Genomic DNA, 22644 nt, shown 5'->3' with positions numbered 1-22644 from the left:
CAAGCCGTTGCGAAGGAGAATGATGAGCGCCAATTTCGTTCCTGAACCGGAACTGGTCCGATATGTTGTCGCACTGGGAACCGCTGGCGGTCCCCGCTGGTGGAAGGGTATGGGCCAGGGCGAACGGGCGGGCATCGCCACCGCCGTCGTCATCGGCGACGCCGTTTATCTGGTGGACTTGGGCCACGGGGTGGGGCGGCAACTGATGATGGCCGGCATCGACATCCCCTCCGTCCGGGCGATGTTCCTGACGCACCTGCATTCGGACCACACCATTGATCTGGCCAGCATGACGGTCTTCGGTTTCCTGCACGTTGTTGACCCGGAGCAGCCGCCCATCAGGATCATCGGCCCTGGAAACCGGGGGATGCTTCCGCCGCAGTCGCCGCGGGCTGCCAAGCCAGTGGATCCGCTGTTTCCCGAAAATCCCACGCTCGGTACGCGGGAAATGGTCCAGACGCTGTTGCACGCGTACTCTACTGACGTTAACGACCGGATGATAGATTCGCTCCGGCCATCGCCGCTGAAGCACTTCCAGGCCGAGGACATCGTTGTCCCCGAACAGTCCGGGTTCCACCCCAACGAGAACCCGACTCCCGGGATGGAACCCTTTGTGATCTACCGCGATGAGCTGGTTACGGTGACGGCTACGCTGGTCGAGCATCCGCCAGTTGCCCCGGCTTTCGCGTTCCGTTTCCAGACCGCCAACGGCTCGGTCACCATTTCAGGCGACACGGCCCCGTGCGAGAACCTGGTCCGGCTGGCTGAGGGAACCGACCTGCTGATGCACGAGGCCATCGACTTCGGCTGGGTGGACCGCGCCTACGCCCACGAGGAACCGCAGACCGCGCAGGCATCGGTGGACCATCACCGCAAGTCCCACACCAGTGCCAGGCAGGCAGGGGAGATCGCCACTCGCGCCGGCGCGAAAGCTTTGGCCCTGCACCACCTGGTCCCCGGCACAGCGGACCCCGCAGTGTGGCGGCGTGCAGAGGAAACCTTCGACGGCCCTCTGTACGTTCCCGACGACCTGGAGATCATCTCCTTTGCACAGCACGAAATCCCATCACTGACCATAGAAAAGGTGTGACAATGACGACAACACCCAGCCAAACCATCACCACTGATCAGGACGGTGACCGCCTGAATGACAGCCTGAACACCACACACATGCGGCGGATCCTGGCCTCCAGCTTCATCGGCAGCGCCATTGAATACTACGACTTCCTGCTTTACGCCACCGCCGCGGCCATCGTCTTCGGCCATGTTTTCTTTGCCGATCTGGGGCCCGGGCTTGCGGTGTTCGCCTCCTTCGGGACGCTCGCCGCCGGCTACATCGCCCGCCCTCTGGGAGGCGCCATCTTCGGCCACTTCGGTGACCGGGTGGGGCGCAAGACCGTCCTGGTCATTTCCATGATCACCATGGGCGTGGCAACTACCGTCATCGGGCTGCTGCCCACCACCGCCCAGATCGGCGTCCTAGCGCCGATCCTGTTGATTAGCCTGCGTGTGGTCCAGGGCCTGGCTGTCGGCGGGGAGTGGGGCGGGGCGATGCTCATGGGGCTGGAGCACGCGCCTGCCAAGAAACGCGGATTCGCGGCAAGCTTCGCGAACATGGGGGCCCCCGCCGGCGCCTTGCTCGCCACCCTGGCCGTCAGTCTCTTCACACTGCTCCCGGAGGATCAGTTCCTCACCTGGGGCTGGCGGATCCCGTTCCTGATCAGCATTGTCCTGGTGACCATCGGACTGGTCATCAGGCTCAAGGTCAGCGAAACCCCGCTCTTCAAGCAGCTCGAAGCCAAAGCCGATTCCAAGAAAAAGATTCCCCTCGCCCAGGTCCTGACCAAACACCCAAAAAACCTCATTCTGGGCATCATTGCGGGCACCAGCGTCTACACCATCGCAGGCATGGTAACCGTCTGGGCTGTTTCCTACGCGGTTGAGGCCGGGGCAGACAAAACGGCTGTGCTCAACTCCAAGGCACTCGCAGCCCTGGGGATGGTCCTCACCACCATGATCGGCGCCCGGCTCAGCGACAGATATGGCCGGAAGCCTGTGATGCTGACCGGCATTCTTGCCGCAGGGGTTTGTGCATTTCCCATTCTCTGGCTGGTTGAGAGCGGAAGCACGCTCAACTTCACCATCGCAGTGGTACTGGGCCAGGCATTGCAGGGACTGATCTTCGGGCCGTTCGGGGCCTTCACCGCCGAACTCTTCCCCACCGAAGTGCGCTATACCGGCGCGTCACTTGCCTATCAAAGCGCCTCGACCTTCGGTGCAGGGTTCACTCCCGCGCTGGCAGCCGGGCTGGTGCTCCTTGGCGGCGGCAACCTGGGACTCCTGGGGTGGGTATGGGTCGCCACTTTCCTGGTCGCCGCCGTCGCAGTGCTCCTTACCAGGGAAGGCCGGAACCGCGACCTGGCGTCGATTTCCTAATCGTCATCGCACCAAGGCAAAGGCCCCTCCGGTCAACGCGCCCAAGGTCCGGAGGGCGCCTCAGCCGGCGCCGAGACCTCTATAAGTACGAAATTGAACCCGGCTATGACATCACTTGGGATTGGACCGCTGAGGCGCCGCGTGCCTTCCGACGAGCGGGAGGCCTTATAGAGACTTTCACCACCGCGTTGGACCCGGACGGAACACAGCTAAACGATTTCCTTATGGCCGTGTGGGCTGAAATGGCCGCGACCGGGAACGGCCGGGTGCACCCGAATGGAGCAAGGACGGAACTAGGACAATGAGCAATCTCCAGCAAGTGCCCGGTAGTCTTGCGCCGTCGCGTGGGAAAATGGCGGAACGCCTGCTACCTGGGAATGTTGAACCTGACCCTCGCTTCACACTGGCCAATGAGAGGACGTTTTTGGCGTGGGTTCGTACCTCTCTTGCCCTGTTGGCTGGGGGCATAGCCATCGAGGCGTACACCGCAGATATGTTTTTGGAACCAGTCCGTAAGGGCCTTGCCGTGGCTCTACTGCTACTCGGGATGCTGTTGAGCGCCGGCTCAGCATGGCGATGGGTCCGGGTGGAGCGCAGCATGCGTAACAGAAAGCCGCTGCCGCTGCCACTCGTTGTTCCCTTGCTCCCAGGAGCAGGCGCGCTGGCCGCCGCCGTTGTTCTGGTCTCCATCCTTTGGCGCTGAGCACATGACGCCCAGCAGGCGGCCTGCAGAGACCCACGGCGACCCGGGGCTTCAGCCGGAACGGACCTCTCTTGCCTGGGGCAGAACGATGATTGCCCTAGCCACTGTGAGCGCCATTTTTCTGCGCTGGCTTCCCCGTCACGGATTTCCCATCCTGCTACTCCTTGGCGTTGCGGTTGCGGCTGCCGCAGCTATCTACTTCACCCAGCGCCAGCGCTACCGATCTAGTTGTAACGGCATCTCACGGGAACGAATTGACGCCGATATTACTGCCGTTGCCTCCACAGCTTTCGCCGCGGTCACGCTTGGTGCCCTGGGCATCGGAATCGTCCTAACCGCCGACTAATGCAAGCAGGCTAATTCCAGGACTGACGCAAAGAGCATTGTTCGCACAGAGGTCGGAACCCACAAAAAGGACAATCGGAAACCGAGCAAGGGACAGTTCATGACGCGAAAGACCCGGCCACGGCTGGCCATCAGGGACCAGGCCCCAAGAGATCGTGAAAGAGCCCGAACTGCCGCTTCCAGGCCGTTCACCGCATCAACCACCTTGTGGAAAACATCGTGCTAACCGGAGACACCGCACTCGTCATCGGGCAAATGAAAGCCGATCTCACCATCGACGGGACCACTCACCGCGTACCAGCCCACGCCGATTGCGGGGGCATCCTGCCCCATAGGAGCCTGTAGTGTTTTCGCGCCGCCAACTGGCTATGTCATGACGGCATGTGCCCACGTTGTCACTAGGGCACACCCCAACCTGACGTCAGGAAGAGGCCCTAGAAGCGTCAGAACAAGGCTCGCTTCATCCATTTCTGACACTGACCCAAGAAATTTGCAGATGACAGCCTGACACCTATGGCGCGTTCCCTAACGACAGCGCGACAGGGGCAGCAGCATGCCTTCTTACGGCCAAGGGCGCTTCGGCGCCTCACCTTCCGTCATGTAGTCATCCAGGAGGTTGGCCATGAACGAATATGAAAGACCAGCCGGCCAGCAGCGGCTCAAAGACGGCGCGCAACGACCGTACAGCGTCATGCAGTAGACGCCGAACGTAGCCATGAACAGGTAACGCCCCAAAACACAGGGTGCAGGATGAAAGGTGGTGCGACCTTGATGGGCCACATATACGGCGATGCCGGCTCCAAGCCGGGCGCGGTAACCGGTGTCAGAGCAGTCGGGAGTCCGGCAGAAGTGATTCTCGAACAGCTGGGCACAAGTCATGTCGCACTCCCCCAGACCCACCATGAACAGGCAGAACAGCAACCACGAACCGATAGGGAGAAACCTGGTGAACACCCAACAACCAAGAAAAGAAATCCCACCAGAATTTTTCTCAGGTCATGTTGCCCCAGCCAGTCACGCCCATGAACAAGTAACCAGCACCAAGACCGCCGACCGGGCAACGAAGGAGCCACCAGGCCACAGCAGCGGCCACCCATGAAAAAGGCCCCCGAAGGGGCCCCTTCACAACACAAATTGTCCACACTCAGAGGCTAAAAGGCCCCTGAACAGGGAAAACACGTGCCCGAGATGGGACTCGAACCGGGCGCCAGCCCTTGAAAAACCGCCACTCCCCCGACAACATCCCCAATCCGAACCAGTCCACCGCCGATACAACCGAATCCGAAGCCCAAGGTGTGCACATTGTGTACACCCTCTTTTTGCCGTTCTTGGGCACCGTTGATGGGCTGGCGCCGCAGCTCCTGCTGCTGCCGCCGTCATTCCGCGCGCTGCCGTCACGTTCCGGCAGGATGGCCGTGAGTCCGGAAGCAGCGACAGCCCAAAACCGGCGCGCAGGGCATGTCTCGGACCCGGATCAGCGAGAGTCATGACGTTCACCTCCCTCAGACATTCATGAATGCAAGAACGGAAACATGCATGACGAGGGCGCTGGCTCCACGGTGCACCGGCCGCGGAGGGCCAGGCCGGCACAGTTTTCAGCAGTTGCCATTCAAGGCCCAACCCGACAACCTGATCCCCCTGCGAGAGAACCTGTACTTGGACCGAAGGTTGCGCGCTTCCGTCAGAATGACGCAAGGCCGGTTATCGGCGTTTAGCCCCCGGAGAGCAGAAGTAGCTGTCGTCATCCAATGTCCGGTCTCAGACTCTCGCATAGTCGCAATGGCCGATCGCTGGCTCGAATGGGCACACCGTCCCGGGCACAGCTTTGGGCCATCTGTTCTCCGCCCGCGCGGCTCCCCGCGCTAGCAGCTAGGCACCAGGCTCATACGTGCCAAAACTCCATTCCCTACCTTCAGGATCCAAGATCCTGGCCGGGCGTGAGCCCCACTCCGCATCCTCAGCCGGGGATCACCGCCAATCCCCCAGCGCTACAGCCCCGGAGTAGCAACTCTCGACGTCATCCACCAGGAGGTACAGACCCTGTCCGGTGGACCACCCCGTCAACCTCGGCGTCTCATAGCCCGGATCGCTGCTGGCTATCATCAGTACCGCCTCGCCCATCCGCACTTCGGAATGAATCATGCCCCCGCCGTCGTTATCCACCCGACGCGTCACTTCAAACCCGATCCGGCCATCCATTCAAGCGCAGCCGGAGCCGTCATAGCTCAAGTACGTACGCAAATAGCCTGGCCATGACGCTCACGATACTCCGGCAACTATCATGATCCTTCACGGCACCGGTCCCAAGGCGGATCCCGAAAGCCCCGTCCCGAACGGATGCGCGGGCTGCTACCGATCGCGCCGTGCGAGACGGAGTGCATTCTGGACTCCTTGCTCGAGCACGGCGTCGGAAAGGGCGGGGTCACTCAAGGCACGGGAAGTTTGTAATGCACCTACGAGCACGGAGAACACCCCGATTGCCCGGACCCGCGCAGCGTCGGGACCATCGGAGGAGAACCGCGCAGCCAGCCCTTCCAGACTCTCCGTCAGGCCTTCCGTGTATGCATTCTTCGTCGCTTCGGGAGCCCGGACTATGTCCTCGACGAGCGCGGCAGACGGACATCCGTGACCGCGATCATCACGATGCCGGGACGACAGGTACGCGCGGATGACGCGCTCTAAGCCGGCGTCATCCTCGGGATCGAGCGAGAAGCGGTCCTTCTCGCCGCGCATCTGCTCGACTATGACCGCAGCGACGAGATCGTCCTTTGACGCAAAGTGGGCGTAGAACGCCCCGTTGGTCAGGCCTGCATCAGCCATCAGCGCTGACACACCGGCCCCGTTGACCCCGTCACGCTTAAGCCTCACGGCAGCACTCTCCATAATTCGCTGACGAGTGGCCGACTTGTGCTCGCTCCCGTAACGCACGATCAATTCCCTTCCCCGGCTACGCGACCCGGCCAACTTCCCATTTGCATTACGATCATACTCTCATCTACCGTTAGCTTACGATCGTAATTCCATACGGATCGATCCCAGCACACTCGAGGCCCAGGAGCACACGTGGTCAACATCAAAGACACCGTCATACTAGTCACCGGCGCGAACGGCGGACTCGGGTCCGAGTTCGTCCATCAAGCCCTGGAAAGGGGAGCGGCAAAGGTGTATGCAGCCGCACGCACCCCTCGAACCTGGGAGGATGCACGTGTGGTCCCCCTCACCCTGGATGTGACCGACCAGGATTCGATTGGCAGGGCCGCAGCGGCCGCAGGTGATGTCGCGATCGTGATCAACAACGCCGGCATCTATGGCGCGTCCTCTCTCGTGGACGGCCCCGAAGATGAGCTCCGGCAGCAGATGGAGACCAACTTCTTCGGTCCGATCGCCATCACTCGGGCATTCGCTCCAGCCTTGCGGGCCGCCCAGGGGGCCCTCGTGAACATCGCATCCGTGGTGAGTTGGCTGCCCATAGCGAACGCGTACAGCACTTCCAAGGCGGCACTATGGTCGGCAACGAACGCGCTGCGCCTGGACCTCGCGCAAACCGGCGTCCACGTGGTCGGGGCGTATCTCTCGTACACCGACACGCCGATGTCGCAGCAGGTCCGTGAGGACGCAAACGATCCCGCAGATGTTGTGCGCGAGATCCTCGACGGTGTGGAAGCAGGTGAGGACGAAGTCCTCGCCGACGAGACCACCCGCCGCGTCCGAGCCGGCCTGTCCGGACCTATCGGCGCGCTGGTCGCAGCGGTCAGCGGCAACTAGCCATCCTTATCCGGAAGGACAACATCATGAGCTTCATCTCCATGCTTGAAATCGCCGTCGACCCCGCCGCTTCCACCCTCGACGCCATCTTCGAGCACGACCTGCCGCACACCGCAGCATTCCCGGGCAACGAAAGCACGGAGGTTCTGCAGGACAGCCAGGACCCGAGCCGTTTGACCGTTATGACCCGGTGGTCCACCCAGTCCGACATGGATGCCTACAAGGCCTGGCGGCAGACACCCGAGGGGCAGACCCGGCTCCGGGAGATCGTCACCGGCCCGGCCGTATCCCGGCACTTCGGCGTCCGCAACACGTTCTAGACGATTTAGTCCCGTTGATTTCACGGTTGCCGAACATCTCAGTCCCGTTGGGACTATCATCGCTGAGGTAACGAGGGTGTCTGGCCAGCACGTTAGTTCTTCGATATCTGCTGCCGGTGCTCGTCTTCGGGGCCGTCCAGGAGAAAGGACGCGCAGAGATGCCGGCGTTGCAACGCCGGGTGCGGCCTTCGGTTCCGGCGCCGGTCATCGGTTCGGTGTTGGTGCTGCAGGCGTTGCAGGGTCTCGGACCGGGAAACGGCCGAGGCGTTGACCTACGATCTGCGGTGGAGGCTGCGTGCGGGTACGGTCTGACGGATACGGCATTCCACCCGAGCACGCTGACGTATTGGCGTCGGCGTCTGGCCCCTGCGAGGGAAACAGGTCTTCCATCATGGAATCCGGAAACAACCGCCCCCTGTGCTTGGCCAGAAAGGCGAAAACACTACCCGGGGCCAAGAACTCCCCGGCCAGTGCCTCCACGTCCAAATACCCGCGTTGCGTGTCCTCGCGTCCCTGCATACGACCAGTCTTAACCACCAACCACACCAGTTCAGCCGACGCGCCCAACCAACGACTAATTCAGCAAGAACGCTAATGCTCGTTTCGGGAAGTCCGGATGGAGGAACCGATCGCCAAGATCAATGGTGCGTCCGGGGATTCTCACCGGATCATGGAAGCGATCGCCGAGGTCGTGGCAGAGACCGGGGTCCTGCAGGGCAAACGCCGGCGGGCGGTGGATTCAAGCGTGCTGGATGACGCGGTCGTCAGGCAGGACACCGTCACCCAGCTGATCGCCGGCATCCGGCGCTTCGGCCGCGAAATCCCCGGGGGCAAGAACTGGTCCCCGTCCGCGCTACCGGGTATTACTACACCCGCACAGGCAAACCCGACACCGCCTGGGATGACCAGGACGCCAAAGACGGGCTGATCTCGGCACTGGTCCCTGACGCCCGGGCGCTCCTGGCCGCGGCCGATCCCGAAACCGTGGAGGGTAAGGCCGCGGACGCGTACGCGCTGCTGGCCCTCGTCGCCGGGCAGGACGTGGAACCGGCCGAGGACTCCGACGGGACCGACGGCCGGTGGCGGATCGCCCGCAACGTCGCCCCGGACCGGATGATCTCCACCGTTGACCCGGACACCTGGCACGCCCATAAGACCCAGGCCCGCCAGCAGGACGGATTCAAGGCCCACATCGTGATCGAGCCGGACACCGGGCTCATCACCACAGCGAAACTGACGAAAGCGGCCGGGCCGGAGAACAGCGACGGAGCCGTAGGCGTCCGGCTGATCACGAAAGACCCTGCAATCACCGGCAGCAGCGGTGTTCAGATCCTGGCGGATTCGGCCTACGGCACCTCTCGCGAAGTAGCTCACCGGTGATCGAATCCAGATTCTGACTCGCGCCGCTGGCCAAGAGCATGACTCGTCACGGCCCCTCTATGTGTCGGCCTCCGTATGGTTGGCGGTGGCTTGCAGAAGGCGGTCAACCAGCGCGTCTACGTCTTTGTCAGTCATAGAGTTCCCGCCGAACACGATCGCGTACAAAATCGGGGCCACGACATGGTTCACGATTTCCCCCGGGGCCGGTTTCTGTGTGCCGGGCCATCGCACGTGGATCTGCTGAATCTGGGCGTTCGCGTACGCCGCGCAGGCGCCCGACTTACCTCCTCCTTGGTTACCCACCAGGACGTCGTTGATGTACTGCACGCCTGTAGGCGAGGACATTTCCTCAAAGAACTGATGCGCCCAGGCGCGGAGGTCTGTCTGATAGGCACCCGTCTCGGGAGGGACCTCGTCAACTTCAAAATACTGGGCGGCGACGTCAGACAAGAGGATAGATATATCACCCCAGCGACGATAAATGGTGGACGGGGTCACGCCGGCACGGGCAGCAATCAGAGGAACTGTCAGTTCCTCCCTCCTGCCCTCGTTGAGCAGTTCATTTACGGCGAGGTGCACGTTCTGTTGGATGCGGGCGCTTCTTCCGCCCGGCCGGGTCCGATTCTCTGTTGCCACGCCTTCCATACTAAAGCAAATATGTTGCATTAACGACAAAGAGCCCGGTATGCTCCTAAAAGCTAATATTTCTACTTTAGGAGCTTAAATCGCGAGGATACCCCTATCAGATTCCCTGACGGATTCGGCTGTCGACGGAAGAAGCTCAACTGCCTTTGCAGTCTACGCAACCGGCCTGATGACCTTCATGGCTGCCTCAAGCGCACCCACGCCGTTGTATCGGCTCTACCAAAGCAATTGGGGCGTAACGCCTGCGCTCATGACCGTTGTGTTTGCGGTCTATGCAGTAAGCCTCCTGGTCGCCCTGTTGACAGTGGGATCGCTCTCCGACTATCTGGGCCGCAGGAGTGTCATTCTGGCGTCACTGCTGCTTGAGGTCGCCGCCATCGTCATCTTTCTTGTCGCCGACGATGTGGCGGTACTCATCCTCGCCCGGATAGTGCAGGGCTTCGCGACCGGCTCTGCAACAGGCGCGCTTGGCGCTGGCCTGGCAGACCTAAACGGTCGTCTTGCACCGGTGATCAACAGCGTGTCACCCGTTGCCGGACTCGGGGCGGGAGCACTTGGTTCCGCGGCCTTGGTCCAGTTTGGGCCATCACCCCTTCGCCTCATCTATATGGTGCTGCTCGCCGTGCTCGTCCTACTGGTCATCGCAACCGCCCTTTCGGCACCTCGGGGGCGCAAGACTGTCGGGGCACTCGCTTCGCTCCGTCCACGGCTGAACGTACCCGCTGCAGCCAGGGCGCCCATGCTCGCGGCTGCTCCTGCGCTCATTGCAGTGTGGGCGCTGGGCGGCTTTTTCTTCTCGCTGGGCCCTTCACTGGCGGCCGATGTCACAGGCTCCTCGTCCGCGCTTACGGGCGGCTGGACCGTCTTTGCACTGACGGTGACCGGCAGCATTGCCGTTCTCTTGCTTCGTTCGTTTAATGCGGCAGCGGTGCTGAGGACCGGCACGGTTGCCTTGGCCGTGGGCGTTGCCGTCAGTTTGGTGGGGACGAACATCGGTAGTGGCTGGCTCTTTTTTGCTGGAACAGCTATCGCGGGAATAGGTTTCGGTGCCGGCTTCCAGGGGGCCATGCGAAACGTTCTCCCTCAGGCCAAACCCGATCAGCGGGCGGACCTATTGGCCACCTTCTACGTGATCAGCTACCTCGCGACAAGCGTGCCTGCTGTTGCTGCCGGCATCGCAGTGCCTCTGCTCGGCATCCGCATGACAGCAACCGCCTACAGCACGGTGGTCATCCTGCTCAGCCTCGCCGCCCTCGTGGGGACGTTGATACCACGCAAGGAACCAACGGCCGGTACGGCTGTTATCCCTGCTGGGGACGTGGCGGCTCATTAGGTCCTGACAGTCCACATGCCCCTGCCAACGGCACACCCACACGCCCCCAGCGCCACAGACATCACAGCAGTCAGCAACGCCCCGAAACCTGGCGCTGACCAACGTACCCCCGCCTCTGGCTGCTCCATTGAGAAGGCCTCACTTGATGCGCTGTTGAACTCACCATTTCCGACAAGCGCAAGCCATCGATCCAAAGAGCTCTACCGGAAGAATTACTTGAGCGCCATGGTGCATTTGAGGGACTACGTCAGACCCCGGCTGAGGTCCCGGGCTAAAGAACTGGCCGTGAGGAACCTCTCCCCCGCCGGCGTGCACCAAGGACCCAGACTACACGTGCCGAGTGCCTTGGCCACGTGGCCTGCCACTTTTCGGTAGCTGGCGGCGGAACCGACCGCAAATCCGCCTCCATGTGTATAGAGCAGGACCTGTGACGTGTCCGCATCCTTGGGCAGGGCCCAGATGCCTGCCACCGCTCCCACTGCCTCTTCCTTGTAGCTTACGTCTTCGGGTTCCCTGGAGGTCTGGTGCAATTCGTCGAAGCTGCGCAGCAGTCGGGTTGTCATGCCGGGCGTGGTCGCCATGATCTCCGACCAGTCGGTATAGAGATCCTTGAGAAGGGCACTATCAGCCAAGGTTTCCGGCGATGCCAATTCACTTGGGGACGTCATCAAAATACTCCTAAATGCTTTTCTGTTGACGTATCGAATGTTGTTAGCGAGCAATTGATCCGAATATGTGGCGCCTGTAAGACCAGTGAGACCCTACTGGGTTTGTTTGCCCACGCTCGTCGGGAACGATATCGGCAGCATCGAGCAGTCCAAGTCGACGGCGCCCCATCTATGAAATGCAGGTCAGCGTACGTGACGGTGGCCCTGCGGATTTTGGAATTGAACATGGTCCAATTTCATAGGAGGCACCAGTCGTGGGCACTTGAAGATGCCAAGGGTCGTCTACCAGCGGCCCTATGACCCGCCTTCCCCGGTCCCATGCGTGGACGAGAGGCCTCCAGTTCCTCGCCCACGCCCGCGGGCCCATCCGGAGCACCGGGCCGAACCGAAAGGAAAATTGCGAGCACGTCCGGCACGGCACCGTGCGGTCTTCGTCCGGTCGAGCCCCCGGCCGGGTGCCGGAGGGTGAACACCAAATGGGCCGACGGGCCCGGACGGGCTGGGCGCACGAGGTCGATCACCTGCTCAGCATGGACGACGAGGACGCGAGGGTCATGCCCGATCCGGCGGCGGCGCCTGGATGGGCGCGTCGACGACCTCGAAACCTTCAATGCCCCGCGTGTCGGAGCCGGCAACGAACGGCTCTCACCTCCAGCTGCACTCGCACCCTCCTGACCGACAGTGCCAGCATCAGGAATGGGCATCTCCACCCCGAATGAGTTGGACGGTCGACTAAGCCGGCTGTTCTACCAGCGTCCTTGCCAGTAATGTGCCGGGTGCGCTTTGGTGGCGCCAAGCTTTTGCGCTGCCCGGTTTGGCCACTGCGGATCGCCCAGGGCGGCCCGCGCGATGGAGACCCCATCAGCCTGACCGGTTACGAGTATTTGTTCGGCCTGGCTCGCTTCGGTGATCTTACCCACAGCGGTTACAAAGGCATCGTCAGGCAGCGAGTGCTTGACGGCCTGGGCCAGTGGAACCTGATAGCCGAAACCGTTCGGGCCATAGTAAGGGCCGAGACCCGCACTGGACAGGTCAAAGGCGTGCACGCCATAGGAGTAGAGCTCTTGCGCCAGTTTGATGGTGTCCGCTGTACGCCACCCATCCTCCACCCAGTCTTCACCGGAGAACCTGATGCCCAGCGCCTTGTCTTCCGGCCACACTGCTGCGACGGCCTGCACGATTTCGCGCAAGTAGCGGGTGCGGTTCTCCCAGCTGCCACCATACCGATCGGTGCGTTTGTTCGACAACGGGGAAAGGAACTGGTGAATCAGGTATCCATGGGCGGCGTGGATTGGAATCATGTCAAAGCCCGCACCATCGGCTCGTTTGGCGGCCTCAGCCCAGGACTGAACGGAAACAGCAATTTGCTCTTCGGTCATTTCAACGGCGGGTTCCAAACCGTAGATGTCACTGGGTGTGGACGTGACAGTTGACCAACGACCCATGTTTTCCGGAATGCTTCCGACTTTGCCCTCGGGCCCTTGCCCTGGGCCAGGAGGCGGCGGGCGTTGTGGAAGAAGTACAGGCCGAAGTTCACGATGCCGCCGGCGATCGGGGTGCCGTCGATGAGCATGTGTTTCTCGGGCAGGTGCCAGCCGCGGGGGCGGACCACGATGGTGGGCAGGTTCCCGGCGGGGCGGAGTTCGTATTCCTTGCCTTCGGGGGTGGTGAAGTCGATTCGTCGCAAGATAGTCACCACTGAAGTCCACGAATGCGCGCTGCGTCCATGTTGTGGGCTTAGCCGCAAGGCTTCTTAAATTGGGAATCACCACGATTTCAGGCCGCGGGGGATCCTTGACAGCTCCGGCAGGCAATCGGCCCACAACGGCCACTCTCGGGTTTTCGCAGGGACGTCGCAGCTAGTTCGGCAGGGCATGCTTGATGAGGAGAATGGGCTAGGGCCGAAACGCTCAGTCTGCGAAGGACCCGGAACCCGCCTGGGCCAGCGCATGGGGTCACAGGCTGGCGGCGTCATCACGGAATTCAGAACAGCGCACGGCGGCGGCCCTTCTGAGTGATGAGCTATTCGGCCCGTCGCGGATTCATGGGTAGGTGTAGAAGCCTTGTCCAGTTTTTTTGCCGAGGTGGCCGGCTTCGACCATGCGACGCAGCAGTGGTGGCGGGGTGTGCTGTTGTTCGCGGAATTCGGAGTATAGGGACTCGGTGACGGCGAGCACAACGTCGAGACCAATGGTGTCGCTGAGCCGCAGCGGTCCCATGGGGTGCCCGCATCCGTGGATCATGCCAGCATCGATGTCCTCTTTGTCGGCGAAGCCGGACTCGAACATGCGGATGGCGTTGATGAGATAGGGCACCAACAGCGCATTGACCACGAACCCCGCTTTGTCACCTGTGCGGATCGTCTTCTTACCCAGTCGGTTCTGTGCGTAGTCGGCCATCTCATCTGCCACCTGGGGGGCGGTAGCCAGGCTAACGACGATCTCAACGAGAGGAAGAACAGGGACAGGATTGAAGAAGTGCACACCGACCACACGTTCGGGATGGGACGTCGCTTTCGCGATCCTGATGACCGGGATGGAGGAAGTGTTGGTGGCCAGGACGGTGTTCGGCGCTACGACCTTGTCCAGCTGTTTGAACAGGTCGATCTTCACGGCCTCAATTTCGGGGGCGGCTTCGATGACCAGTTGCCGATCGGCAAAGTCCCCAATATCCAAGGTTGTATCGATTCTGCCCAAAGCCGCCGCCGCGCCTGCCTCGTCGAGACGACCGGACTTCACCGCCCGGGACAAAGAATTTTTGATGCGGGCCCGGGCAGCTGATGCTGCGTCAGTGTCACGTTCGAGGATCAACACCGAGTCCCCGGCGCGGGCGATGACCTCGGCGATGCCCGCTCCCATGGTGCCGCCACCGATGACTCCGACCCTCTTGAAATCTTGTTCCGTACTCATGGTGGTTCAGATCTCGAACAGTCCGGCAGCACCCATGCCGCCACCGACACACATGCTGACCACGACAAACCGGGCGCCGCGGCGCCGGCCCTCGAGCAGGGCGTGGCCGACCATCCGGGATCCGCTCATCCCATACGGGTGGCCGATCGAAATGGACCCGCCGTTGACGTTGAACCGGTCTGGATCGATGCCGAGAATGTCGCGGCAGTACAGCGCCTGGGACGCGAAGGCCTCGTTGAGCTCCCACAGATCAATGTCGTCAATCTTGAGGTTGTGCTGCTCCAACAGCTTCGGGATGGCGAATACCGGGCCGATGCCCATCTCGTCAGGCCCACATCCGGCGACCGCGATTCCCCGGTACGTCCCGAGCACCTCAAGTCCCCGCTGCCGGGCAAGTCCGCTCTCCATCAGCACACAGGCGGAGGCCCCATCGGAGAGCTGGGAAGCGTTCCCGGCAGTGACCGACGCTGCGTCCGTGACCTGGCCGTCAGCCAGTACCGTCCGTAGCCTGGCCAGCGACGCCAGATCGGTCTCGGGCCTGTTGCCTTCATCCTTGCTGAGGGTGATCTCCTCCCGGCTGGTTAGGCCGGTGATCTTGTCGGTAACCACCCTGGTAGTCGTCAAGGGGACAATTTCAGCATCGAAAAGACCGGCCCGCTGCGCTGCGGCGGTTCGCTGCTGTGACTGCAGCGCGTAAGCATCCTGGGCTTCCCGCGACACCCCGTAGCGTTCAGCAACGATCTCGGCGGTCTGGAGCATCGGCAAATAGATCTCCGGCAGATTCTCCACCAGCCAGGGATCCCGGGCCCGGTACCCGTTGGCGTGTTCGTTTTGCACCAGAGAAATCGATTCGACACCGCCGCCCACAGCAATGTTCATGCCGTCCACAACGATCTGCTTGGCCGCCGTCGCGATCGCCATCAATCCAGAAGCGCACTGCCGGTCCAAGGTCATTCCGGGCACCGTCACCGGCAACGAGGCCCGCAGGGCAGCCTGACGGGCGATATTCAACCCCGATGCCCCTTCTTGCATGGCACAGCCGAGGACAACGTCTTCAACCTCTTCCGGCCCCACACCGGCACGCTCAACCGCGGCACTGATGGCATGGGCGGCAAGCCGCTGCGGGGTCGTGTCGTTAAACGCGCCACGGTAGGCCTTACCGATCGGCGTCCGGGCAGTAGAAACAATGACAGCTTCTCTAGTCACAATCGTCCTTATCAACTGAATGAATTTTAATGTCTAGGCATGCCGAGGATGGTCACGGCATCTGGAGTCGCGCAGCCCTGCGGGTGCGTGCAATTTCGACGAACTGCGTTACTGATAGCGGGTCATCGATCGCATCAAGGCTCAGGACGTGGTCCCGGTCTGCACCCTGAAGAATGCGCTTGACGGGCACTTCGATCTTCTTGCCGGTTCGAGTGTGCGGCAGAGACGGGACGGCAATGATCTCGTCTGGCGTATGGCGCGGAGAGGCGTTGGTGCGGATGCTCGTGATGATCGTTTCCCGCAGGTCGTCGTCGAGGTCGGCATCAGGTGACAGCACGACGAACAGGGGCATCCAGTATCCGCCCTCGTTTTCGTCGACTCCGACGATCAGCGAATCCTGGATCTGGGGCAGCTTTTCGACTGCTTGGTAGATCTCTGAGCTTCCCAGGCGGACGCCGTGGCGATTAAGCGTGGAGTCGGATCGGCCGTGCATGATCACGCTGCCGTAATCGGTGACAGTGACCCAGTCACCGTGCCGCCATACCCCCGGGAATGTAGCGAAATAAGCGTCCCGGTACCGTTCCCCGCTTCGGTCGTTCCAGAAGAACACCGGCATGGACGGAATGGGTTTGGTGATAATAAGTTCCCCAACTTCGCCGATGACAGGAGTCCCTGAGCTATTCCATGACTCAAGGGCCACGCCAAGGCTTCGGGCGCTCAGTTCCCCGGGCCATACCGGGGTCGTGGGGGCGCTGCAGGCAAAAGCGGTGACTGCATCGGTTCCGCCAGTCGTCGACGAGAGTTGGATGTGGGCTCCGACATGTTCGTGCACCCAGTGGTAGCAACTCGCGGGAAGGGTTGATCCCGTCGATCCGATAGTGCGCAGCTGGCTGAGATCGAAGTCGGCGCCCGGCTCGACGTTGGCTCGGGCGGAGGCCTGGAGGTGTCCGGGGCTTGTGCCCATGAAGGTGACGTTGAACTGGTCGGCGATTTGCCACAGCCGGTTGCAGTCCGGATAGGTCGGGCTGCCGTCGTAGATCACGGCCGTAGCTCCCGTGAGTAACGACGAAACCACCACGTTCCACATCATCCAGTTCGTGGACGTATACCAGAACAGCGTGTCGTCGGCCCGCAGGTCCATATGAAGGCCGGTCAGTGACAGCAGGCCCAGCATGACGCCCCCGTGGCTGTGGACGATTCCTTTGGGAAGGCCGGTCGTCCCAGAGGAGAACAATACCCACAGCGGCTGGTCGAAGGGCACCTTCTCGAACCGCAGCCGGGCAGCATTCGCGACCGCCTGTTCCCAGCCGATCATCGACGAACCGGTCAAGGAGCCATCGAACGCCCCCGGAAGAAGGTGATCCACTACAATCGTGTGGCGGACCGAAGTCAAACCAGCACGAACTTTTTCGACTTCTTCCCGCCGGTCGTACGTTCTTCCGTTGTAGGAGTACCCATCTGCGGCGAGCAGCACGACAGGCCCAAGCTGCTCAAACCGGTCTATTACAGCGGTGGCGGCGAAATCCTGCGCGCATTGTGCCCAAATCGCTCCTATGGATGCCGTGGCTAATAGCCCAATCACGGCGTGCTGGCCAGGAGGCAGATAACCGACGACCCGGTCGCCCCGGCTGACTCCGAGAGTTCGCAGCGTATGTGCCAAGGCTCCGACACGCACGCGCAGCTCATCCCAGGTCACGCTTTCCTTGCGACCATCCTCTTTGATACAGACCAGTGCATCTTTACTGTCGTGCCCATTGGTCAGAGCATGCTGGGCGAAGTTCACGGTTGACCCGGGAAACCATTCAGCCCCTGGCATTCTCTGCGCGGTCAGCACAGACGTGTATTCAGTGGCAGAGTCGATCTTGAAAAACTTCCAAACCGCCTCCCAAAACTGTTCGATGTTATTCGTGGACCACCTCCACAGCGCGTCGTAATCCAATGGGTCTGCGAAACCCACCTGATAGCGGTCGTTCACGAAATCGGTAAAGCTGGCAAGCGTGGACTGCCCAGCGGTGGCCGGGTCCGGCGTCCAGAGCGGAGCCGGTTGTGTGACCGGCGGAAGTACGTGGACCATAGGTCGAGGTCACCTTTCAACGAAGAAAATCGGTTAGGAGAAAGCGCCGCCGGGCAGAGCGCGGCGGCGAAAACAAGAGGCAGTGCCCTAGCTCGGTCCGGAGACGGGCTTAAGCAGATGCTGCTCCAAGCGTTCTGCGGCGGCAGCCCGGGCGTTACTGTCCCACTGCAGCAGCCCGGATCCAGTCTTGGCGCCGAGGTGACCGGCTTCGATCAATGCCGTCACCACGAGAGAAGCCTTAGAGTCATTGTTCAGGGTAGGAAAGAGGTAGTTGTGCACGGCTGCCGTCAGGTCCAGCCCCACATAGTCGGCATTTTCCATCGGTCCCATGACCGGCAGTCGCAGCCCAAAGCTGTTGCGGACCACGAGGTCGATCGTCTCCGCGTCGCATACTCCGGCTTCGACGAGCGACAGCGCCTCAAGCCATGCTGTAGTCGGTTGCCGATAAACCCTGGCGTGTCCTTGCGTACGTGGACCGGGACCTTGCCGACACTGCCCAATAGCCGGGCGACTGAATCAGCGACGGCGGGGTTGGTACTGTCCCCGTGCACGACCTCCACGAGAGGAATCAGGTGCGGCGGGTTCCACCAATGTGTGCCAAGCACCCGTTCCGGGTGAGAGGTATGGCGCGCCACTTCGCCAATTTTGAACACAGAAGTATTCGTTGCCAGTACCGCATGCGGAAGCAACGTCCCCAGCCGTGCGAAGAGTTCCTGTTTTACGTCAAGGACCTCGGCCACGGCCTCGATGACCAGATGAATGCCAGGAGCAACTGCCTCAAGCGTTGCCGCCAGGCGAACCCGGTTGGCGGCTGCAGGGTCGGCGCCCACGGTTACGAGCTGCTTGCCAAGCTTCTCCGGCACTGCTTCCAAAGCCCTCGGATCGACATCGTGTACCGTCACCGACGCACCGGCCCCGGCGAAGACTCCGGCAATCGAGTGGCCCATCAGGCCCGCACCCATGACAAGCACGTTCAGATCTGAGATTGGCTCGGGCAACTCAAAATTTTCCGACTGGATCATGCGACTTTGCAGTCCTTCAGGTCACGTACAGCTGGCCAAAACGAATAGCAGTGCACTGTTGTTTGAGTCACACTACTAAATCCTGATCGCAATTACGATGGTTTCTTTTGCCACCATTGAATAAATAGGGTGGTAAATAACAACAGTGACCTTGCTACCATAGCCACATGAGAGAGTCAGAAACACCACGGGCCGAGCAGCCGGTGCGCACAGTGGATGCCTCATCAGCCGCTACCAGCAGCGCTGACCACCAGCATCGGCGTGAACGCGAACTGCACAGTTTGTATGCGACCGCCCGCTCCCTCACAGCGTTGGTCGATGTCGATACCGTGCTGGCTTCGATCGTGCGGCACGCCCGCGACCTTATCGGAACAGACGTCACCTACCTTTCTGTTTTCGATGAAGGCAGAACGGCACTGACCTTGCGCGCGGTGGACGGTTCGCTGTCGCCGGCCTTTCGCTCGGCACACGTCCCGGCGAACACCGGTGTCGGCGGCCGGGTTGTTCAGACACAAGCGGCGGTGTGGGTAAAGAACTATCTCGCCGACGATTCCCTGGTCCATGACGCGGACTTCGACAGAGTCCTGCGGGCCGAAGGCATAATGGCGCTGCTAGGGGTGCCGCTCCGGAAGGGCCAGGAGGTCTTTGGGATACTCTACGCAGCCGACCGTATCGAACGACCCTTCGGTATCGACGAGGTAGCCCTGCTCAGCGCCTTTGCCGATCACGCGGCTGTGGCGCTTCAAAACGCACGGCTATATGAGGAAAGCAAACGCGCCTTGGCTGACCTTCGTGACGCATACGCAACGATCGAACGCTCTGAACATATGCACGACGCCCTGACAAGAGTCGTGTTGACAGGCGGCGGGGCCGGGGAAGTTGCCGAACTTTTGGCAGCCTCGTTAGGAGGCACTGTTGCGATCTACGACCGTGACAATCAGCTCGTGGTCAACACCAGCGCGGCAGACGAGCAGCCCTCCTTTCCTTCGAAGGATCTCGCCTCGACACTGGAAGACAGCCGTCGGAGTGGCCGCTGCGTGACCTCCACCGACTCCGCTGGCGCGCACCACACTATCGCCCCCATCCTGGCCGGTGATGCCTATCTTGGGCTTGTGGTGCAATCGGCCCCATCCCATTTATTCGACGCAGAGCAGCGCGCTCTGGAGCGGGCCGGACAGATCCTGGCACTCTTGACCCTGAAACAGAATGCACTGGTGGAAGCGCAAGAGCGCGTCCGGGGCGAGTTGCTGGCCGATGTGATCACCTCCTTGCGGCCCTACAGTGCCGAGCTCCTCGCGCGGGCCAACTCGCGGGGCCTGCCGGCAGGTCGGGTCAATGCCGTGGTAATCGTTGCCTGCGAGGTTATTCAGCCTGGCGCGCTCGTTCGCCAACTCCATACCGTGGCTGGAGAATGGCCCGCGCTGGTGGGCCTTCATCAGGGAAAAGCCACGATGGTTCTGGACACCCAGGACGTCAACAAGGCGACGGCAGCAGTGCATCGGTCGCTTCGCGCAAGCCTGAGGGCGCCAGTCATCGTCAGTGCAGCTGCCGTGCAAGCCACTCACCAAAGTCTGCAACGCCCTTTCGAGATCGCATCAAGGTGCATCAAAATCCTTCGCCGCCTCGGCATCGAAGACCGGGCCGTTTCTGCAAGTCAGCTGGGTGTCTATGCCTTGGCCTTCGACCCCGACCGCGGGGACGATCTGCAACAATTCCTCACCGAGACGCTGGGGCCGTTGCTCGACTACGACGCACAACGGAACTCCGACCTCGTGCAGACCCTCGCCGCATACTTCAACAATTCAACCAATCTAACCAAGACGTCAGAAGCCCTGCACGTGCACCTCAATACGTTGGTCAAACGCCTGAACCGGATCAGTTCCGTGATCGGACCGGACTGGCAGGAGCCCCCCAGGGCTCTGCCCCTGCAGCTCGCCGCCCAGTTGAGCATGCTGACCCGAAGCGAAGGCAAAGCATAAGTACCTGATGTTTTTATCCGGCAGGGCCACAGGGAAAGCAGCGGCACCAGTGATGGAGCCGCGCCGTAAGGCTTTTAGCTCCGACCCCACTGTCGATGTAGGTTATTGACACCTCCGCCGTTCAACGGTGTAGAGAATACACCTCAAGTTTGGAGCCAAGAATGGCTAACCTTATGTGAGTCACATCACTGCACACATCTTGCCTTCCAACCCGCATTGCGTAGTTTCAACGCTGAAGCCGTGATGCTCGCCGATATTCGGTATGAAAGGACTTACATGCGTTCCCTTAACGCGAGCGACGCACTGCAGACACTGGGCCAAGGCAGGGGACACAGGTTCACCCCACGGCACTTCTTCCATGCTCCGTCAGAGAGGACAGGCATATGGCTCAGCCCCAAACCGTCATCGCCGAAGACCCGCGCAAAGAGGCGCGCACCGCAAACTGGGTGGCCTTCGTCATCTGCGCCGCACTTTTATTCGATGGCTACGACCTTGTCGTATACGGCACCGTCCTGCCGGGACTGCTTGCCGACCCAAGTCAGATTGGCGCCTTCGATGCCGCCGCAGCTGGCCTCTTGGGCTCGTGGGCGCTTGTTGGCGTGTTGGTCGGGTCGCTGATCTGCGGCGCGGTCGGCGACTTTTTCGGCCGCCGCCGACTCATACTCCTGGGCATCGCCTGGTTCTCGGCAGGCATGTTCATCACGGCCCTGACCACTACCGTCACGGCCTTCGGCGCCATGCGCTTCATCACCGGCGTGGGCCTCGGCATCATCCTTGCCACCGCAGGCGCCACCATGGCTGAATTTGCGCCGGCCGGCCGGCGTCAGTTCTACAACGCGATCGTCTACTCCGGTGTCCCCGCCGGCGGCGTGTTCGCCTCCGTCATGGGCATTATGCTCCTCAATAACATCGGATGGCGCGGACTCTTCATGATCGGCGCCCTCCCCCTCGTCCTGCTCCTGCCCATCGCTTGGTTCAAGCTCCCAGAGTCCCCGCGCTGGCTGCTGGCCCGCGGCCGTGAGGAGGAGGCCCAGGCTGCTGCGCAGCGGACCGGCGTTTCGCTCATTGAAGAACAGGTCATTCGGCAGATAGGCGCCGCCCCGCAGAAGACCGGCTTCGCGGCTGTGTTCTCCAAACAGTTCGCCGTGGCTTCTGTTCTTCTGGGTTTGATGTCTTTCTCGGGCCTGCTGCTGACCTACGGCTTGAACACGTGGCTGCCGAAAATCATGGAGGGATACGGCTACGGGCGAACGTACGCCCTGTTCTTCCCCTTGGCGTTGAACCTCGGCGCTGTGGCGGGAGGTTTGCTGCTCTCGCGCTTCGCTGACAAGGCGGGCCCTCAGCGGGTCATTGCGGGCACCTTCGTGCTGGCCACTATCACCCTGGTGCTTATGACTTTCGGCTTCCCTCTGCCGATGTTGTTCCTGTGCATCGCCATCGCCGGAGTGGGCACCCTCGGCACCCAGGTGCTGGTTTACGGGTTCCAGTCCAACTACTTCACCACCAACGCCAGGGCGGCCGGGGTGGCCTGGTGTGCGAGTGTGGGCCGCCTGGGCGGTATTTTGGGCCCAATCATCGGCGGCTGGTTGGCTGCTGCAGGAATCGGCGGGGCTACCGCGTTCTATATCTATGGCGGCGTCGCCCTGCTGGGTGCGATCGTAACGGTTTTGGTCCCCCACCAGCGCAAGCTGGAAGAAGCCGGGCACAGGGCCGAGGAAATCGTGGAGCACTCCACGGAAGGGGACCTCAGCAGCGCTCCTCCAGTCCGCCTCTGACCCGGAGCTGCCGGCCGTTGCCCAGGTGAGCCATGATCCAGGAACACAGTGTCCAGGACAGGCCTAGGCAACCGGCCGGCTGCT

At 61.6% G+C, this 22644-nt stretch carries 20 protein-coding genes and 4 pseudogenes; 12 read left to right on the top strand and 12 right to left on the bottom strand.

The window, feature by feature from the left end:
• Positions 1 to 22 precede the first annotated feature (22 nt).
• From QFZ33_RS12050 to QFZ33_RS12035, 4 genes are all read left to right on the top strand, one after another.
• Entirely contained in the window at positions 23 to 1090 is a 1068-nt protein-coding gene (locus QFZ33_RS12050) for an MBL fold metallo-hydrolase (protein ID WP_307027742.1), read from the top strand.
• A gap of 2 nt (positions 1091 to 1092) precedes the next feature.
• The gene (locus tag QFZ33_RS12045) at positions 1093 to 2436 is read left to right on the top strand and encodes an MFS transporter (protein WP_307027740.1); all 1344 of its coding nucleotides are present in this window, start codon (positions 1093 to 1095) and stop codon (positions 2434 to 2436) included.
• A gap of 301 nt (positions 2437 to 2737) precedes the next feature.
• Positions 2738 to 3139: a YidH family protein gene (locus QFZ33_RS12040; protein WP_307027738.1), complete on the top strand. Its 402-nt coding sequence runs from the start codon at positions 2738 to 2740 to the stop codon at positions 3137 to 3139.
• A gap of 4 nt (positions 3140 to 3143) precedes the next feature.
• The gene (locus QFZ33_RS12035; protein WP_373427268.1) at positions 3144 to 3485 is read left to right on the top strand and encodes a DUF202 domain-containing protein; all 342 of its coding nucleotides are present in this window, start codon (positions 3144 to 3146) and stop codon (positions 3483 to 3485) included.
• A 560-nt stretch (positions 3486 to 4045) separates the two neighbouring features.
• On the opposite strand, the gene QFZ33_RS12030 is transcribed toward QFZ33_RS12035, so the two are convergent.
• The 3 genes from QFZ33_RS12030 to QFZ33_RS12020 form a co-directional block, all read right to left on the bottom strand.
• The gene (locus tag QFZ33_RS12030) at positions 4046 to 4363 is read right to left on the bottom strand and encodes a hypothetical protein (protein ID WP_307027734.1); all 318 of its coding nucleotides are present in this window, start codon (positions 4361 to 4363) and stop codon (positions 4046 to 4048) included.
• A 1089-nt stretch (positions 4364 to 5452) separates the two neighbouring features.
• Positions 5453 to 5626, bottom strand: coding sequence for a hypothetical protein (locus QFZ33_RS12025; RefSeq protein ID WP_307027732.1), 174 nt, complete (start codon positions 5624 to 5626; stop codon positions 5453 to 5455).
• Between the two features lie 207 nt (positions 5627 to 5833).
• Positions 5834 to 6367, bottom strand: a complete 534-nt coding sequence (locus QFZ33_RS12020; RefSeq protein ID WP_307031784.1) for a TetR/AcrR family transcriptional regulator — start codon at positions 6365 to 6367, stop codon at positions 5834 to 5836.
• Between the two features lie 180 nt (positions 6368 to 6547).
• Between QFZ33_RS12020 and QFZ33_RS12015 the strand changes: the two genes are divergently transcribed.
• From QFZ33_RS12015 to QFZ33_RS24080, 5 genes and pseudogenes are all read left to right on the top strand, one after another.
• Complete coding sequence (locus QFZ33_RS12015; protein ID WP_307027730.1) at positions 6548 to 7249, top strand: SDR family oxidoreductase; 702 nt, start codon at positions 6548 to 6550, stop codon at positions 7247 to 7249.
• A 26-nt stretch (positions 7250 to 7275) separates the two neighbouring features.
• Positions 7276 to 7569, top strand: a complete 294-nt coding sequence (locus QFZ33_RS12010; RefSeq protein ID WP_307027728.1) for an antibiotic biosynthesis monooxygenase family protein — start codon at positions 7276 to 7278, stop codon at positions 7567 to 7569.
• 173 nt (positions 7570 to 7742) lie between these two features.
• Positions 7743 to 7934: pseudogene (locus tag QFZ33_RS12005) on the top strand (transposase); the annotation flags it as partial.
• 281 nt (positions 7935 to 8215) lie between these two features.
• Positions 8216 to 8727: pseudogene (locus QFZ33_RS24085) on the top strand (IS5/IS1182 family transposase); the annotation flags it as partial.
• A 15-nt stretch (positions 8728 to 8742) separates the two neighbouring features.
• Positions 8743 to 8949, top strand: a pseudogene (locus QFZ33_RS24080) (IS5/IS1182 family transposase); the annotation flags it as partial.
• 57 nt (positions 8950 to 9006) lie between these two features.
• Here the strand turns inward: QFZ33_RS24080 and QFZ33_RS11995 are convergent.
• Complete coding sequence (locus QFZ33_RS11995; RefSeq protein WP_307027726.1) at positions 9007 to 9585, bottom strand: TetR/AcrR family transcriptional regulator; 579 nt, start codon at positions 9583 to 9585, stop codon at positions 9007 to 9009.
• A gap of 88 nt (positions 9586 to 9673) precedes the next feature.
• On the opposite strand from QFZ33_RS11995, the gene QFZ33_RS11990 reads away from it, so the two are divergent.
• Positions 9674 to 10927, top strand: a complete 1254-nt coding sequence (locus QFZ33_RS11990; RefSeq protein WP_307031782.1) for an MFS transporter — start codon at positions 9674 to 9676, stop codon at positions 10925 to 10927.
• A 242-nt stretch (positions 10928 to 11169) separates the two neighbouring features.
• Here the strand turns inward: QFZ33_RS11990 and QFZ33_RS11985 are convergent, their stop codons facing one another.
• The 8 genes and pseudogenes from QFZ33_RS11985 to QFZ33_RS11950 all read right to left on the bottom strand — a co-directional run bounded on the left by QFZ33_RS11985 (position 11170) and on the right by QFZ33_RS11950 (position 18806).
• Positions 11170 to 11595 (bottom strand): hypothetical protein, encoded by a 426-nt coding sequence (locus tag QFZ33_RS11985; RefSeq protein ID WP_307027724.1) that lies wholly within the window; start codon positions 11593 to 11595, stop codon positions 11170 to 11172.
• 746 nt (positions 11596 to 12341) lie between these two features.
• Positions 12342 to 12974, bottom strand: a complete 633-nt coding sequence (locus QFZ33_RS11980) for an oxidoreductase (protein ID WP_307027722.1) — start codon at positions 12972 to 12974, stop codon at positions 12342 to 12344.
• 95 nt (positions 12975 to 13069) lie between these two features.
• Positions 13070 to 13282: pseudogene (locus tag QFZ33_RS11975) on the bottom strand (malate synthase A); the annotation flags it as partial.
• 355 nt (positions 13283 to 13637) lie between these two features.
• On the bottom strand, positions 13638 to 14504 hold the full coding sequence (locus QFZ33_RS11970; RefSeq protein ID WP_307027720.1) for a 3-hydroxybutyryl-CoA dehydrogenase: 867 nt from the start codon (positions 14502 to 14504) through the stop codon (positions 13638 to 13640).
• 6 nt (positions 14505 to 14510) lie between these two features.
• Positions 14511 to 15710, bottom strand: a complete 1200-nt coding sequence (locus QFZ33_RS11965) for an acetyl-CoA C-acyltransferase (protein ID WP_307027718.1) — start codon at positions 15708 to 15710, stop codon at positions 14511 to 14513.
• Positions 15711 to 15762: 52 nt separating this feature from the next.
• Positions 15763 to 17784, bottom strand: coding sequence for an acetoacetate--CoA ligase (locus tag QFZ33_RS11960; RefSeq protein ID WP_307027716.1), 2022 nt, complete (start codon positions 17782 to 17784; stop codon positions 15763 to 15765).
• Between the two features lie 87 nt (positions 17785 to 17871).
• A complete protein-coding gene (locus QFZ33_RS11955; RefSeq protein ID WP_307031780.1) occupies positions 17872 to 18159 on the bottom strand; it encodes a 3-hydroxyacyl-CoA dehydrogenase family protein in 288 nt (95 codons plus the stop codon).
• Positions 18072 to 18806 (bottom strand): 3-hydroxyacyl-CoA dehydrogenase family protein, encoded by a 735-nt coding sequence (locus QFZ33_RS11950; protein ID WP_307027714.1) that lies wholly within the window; start codon positions 18804 to 18806, stop codon positions 18072 to 18074. Before QFZ33_RS11950 ends, QFZ33_RS11955 begins: the two co-directional genes overlap by 88 nt.
• Positions 18807 to 18973: 167 nt before the next feature.
• Here QFZ33_RS11950 and QFZ33_RS11945 point away from each other — a divergent pair, with 167 nt between their 5' ends.
• Together QFZ33_RS11945 and QFZ33_RS11940 are read left to right on the top strand one after the other, a co-directional pair.
• Positions 18974 to 20785 carry a helix-turn-helix domain-containing protein gene (locus QFZ33_RS11945; protein WP_307027712.1) on the top strand — a complete coding sequence of 604 codons (1812 nt, stop codon included), beginning with the start codon at positions 18974 to 18976 and terminating at the stop codon, positions 20783 to 20785.
• Positions 20786 to 21168: 383 nt separating this feature from the next.
• Positions 21169 to 22560, top strand: coding sequence for an MFS transporter (locus QFZ33_RS11940; RefSeq protein WP_307027709.1), 1392 nt, complete (start codon positions 21169 to 21171; stop codon positions 22558 to 22560).
• The last annotated feature ends 84 nt before the right edge of the window (positions 22561 to 22644 follow it).

This window comes from Arthrobacter globiformis (assembly GCF_030815865.1).
GTDB classification, from domain to species: Bacteria; Actinomycetota; Actinomycetes; order Actinomycetales; family Micrococcaceae; genus Arthrobacter; species Arthrobacter globiformis_B.
Note: the sequence above shows the minus strand (reverse complement) of the source record. Positions and strands in the feature narration are given on the sequence as shown.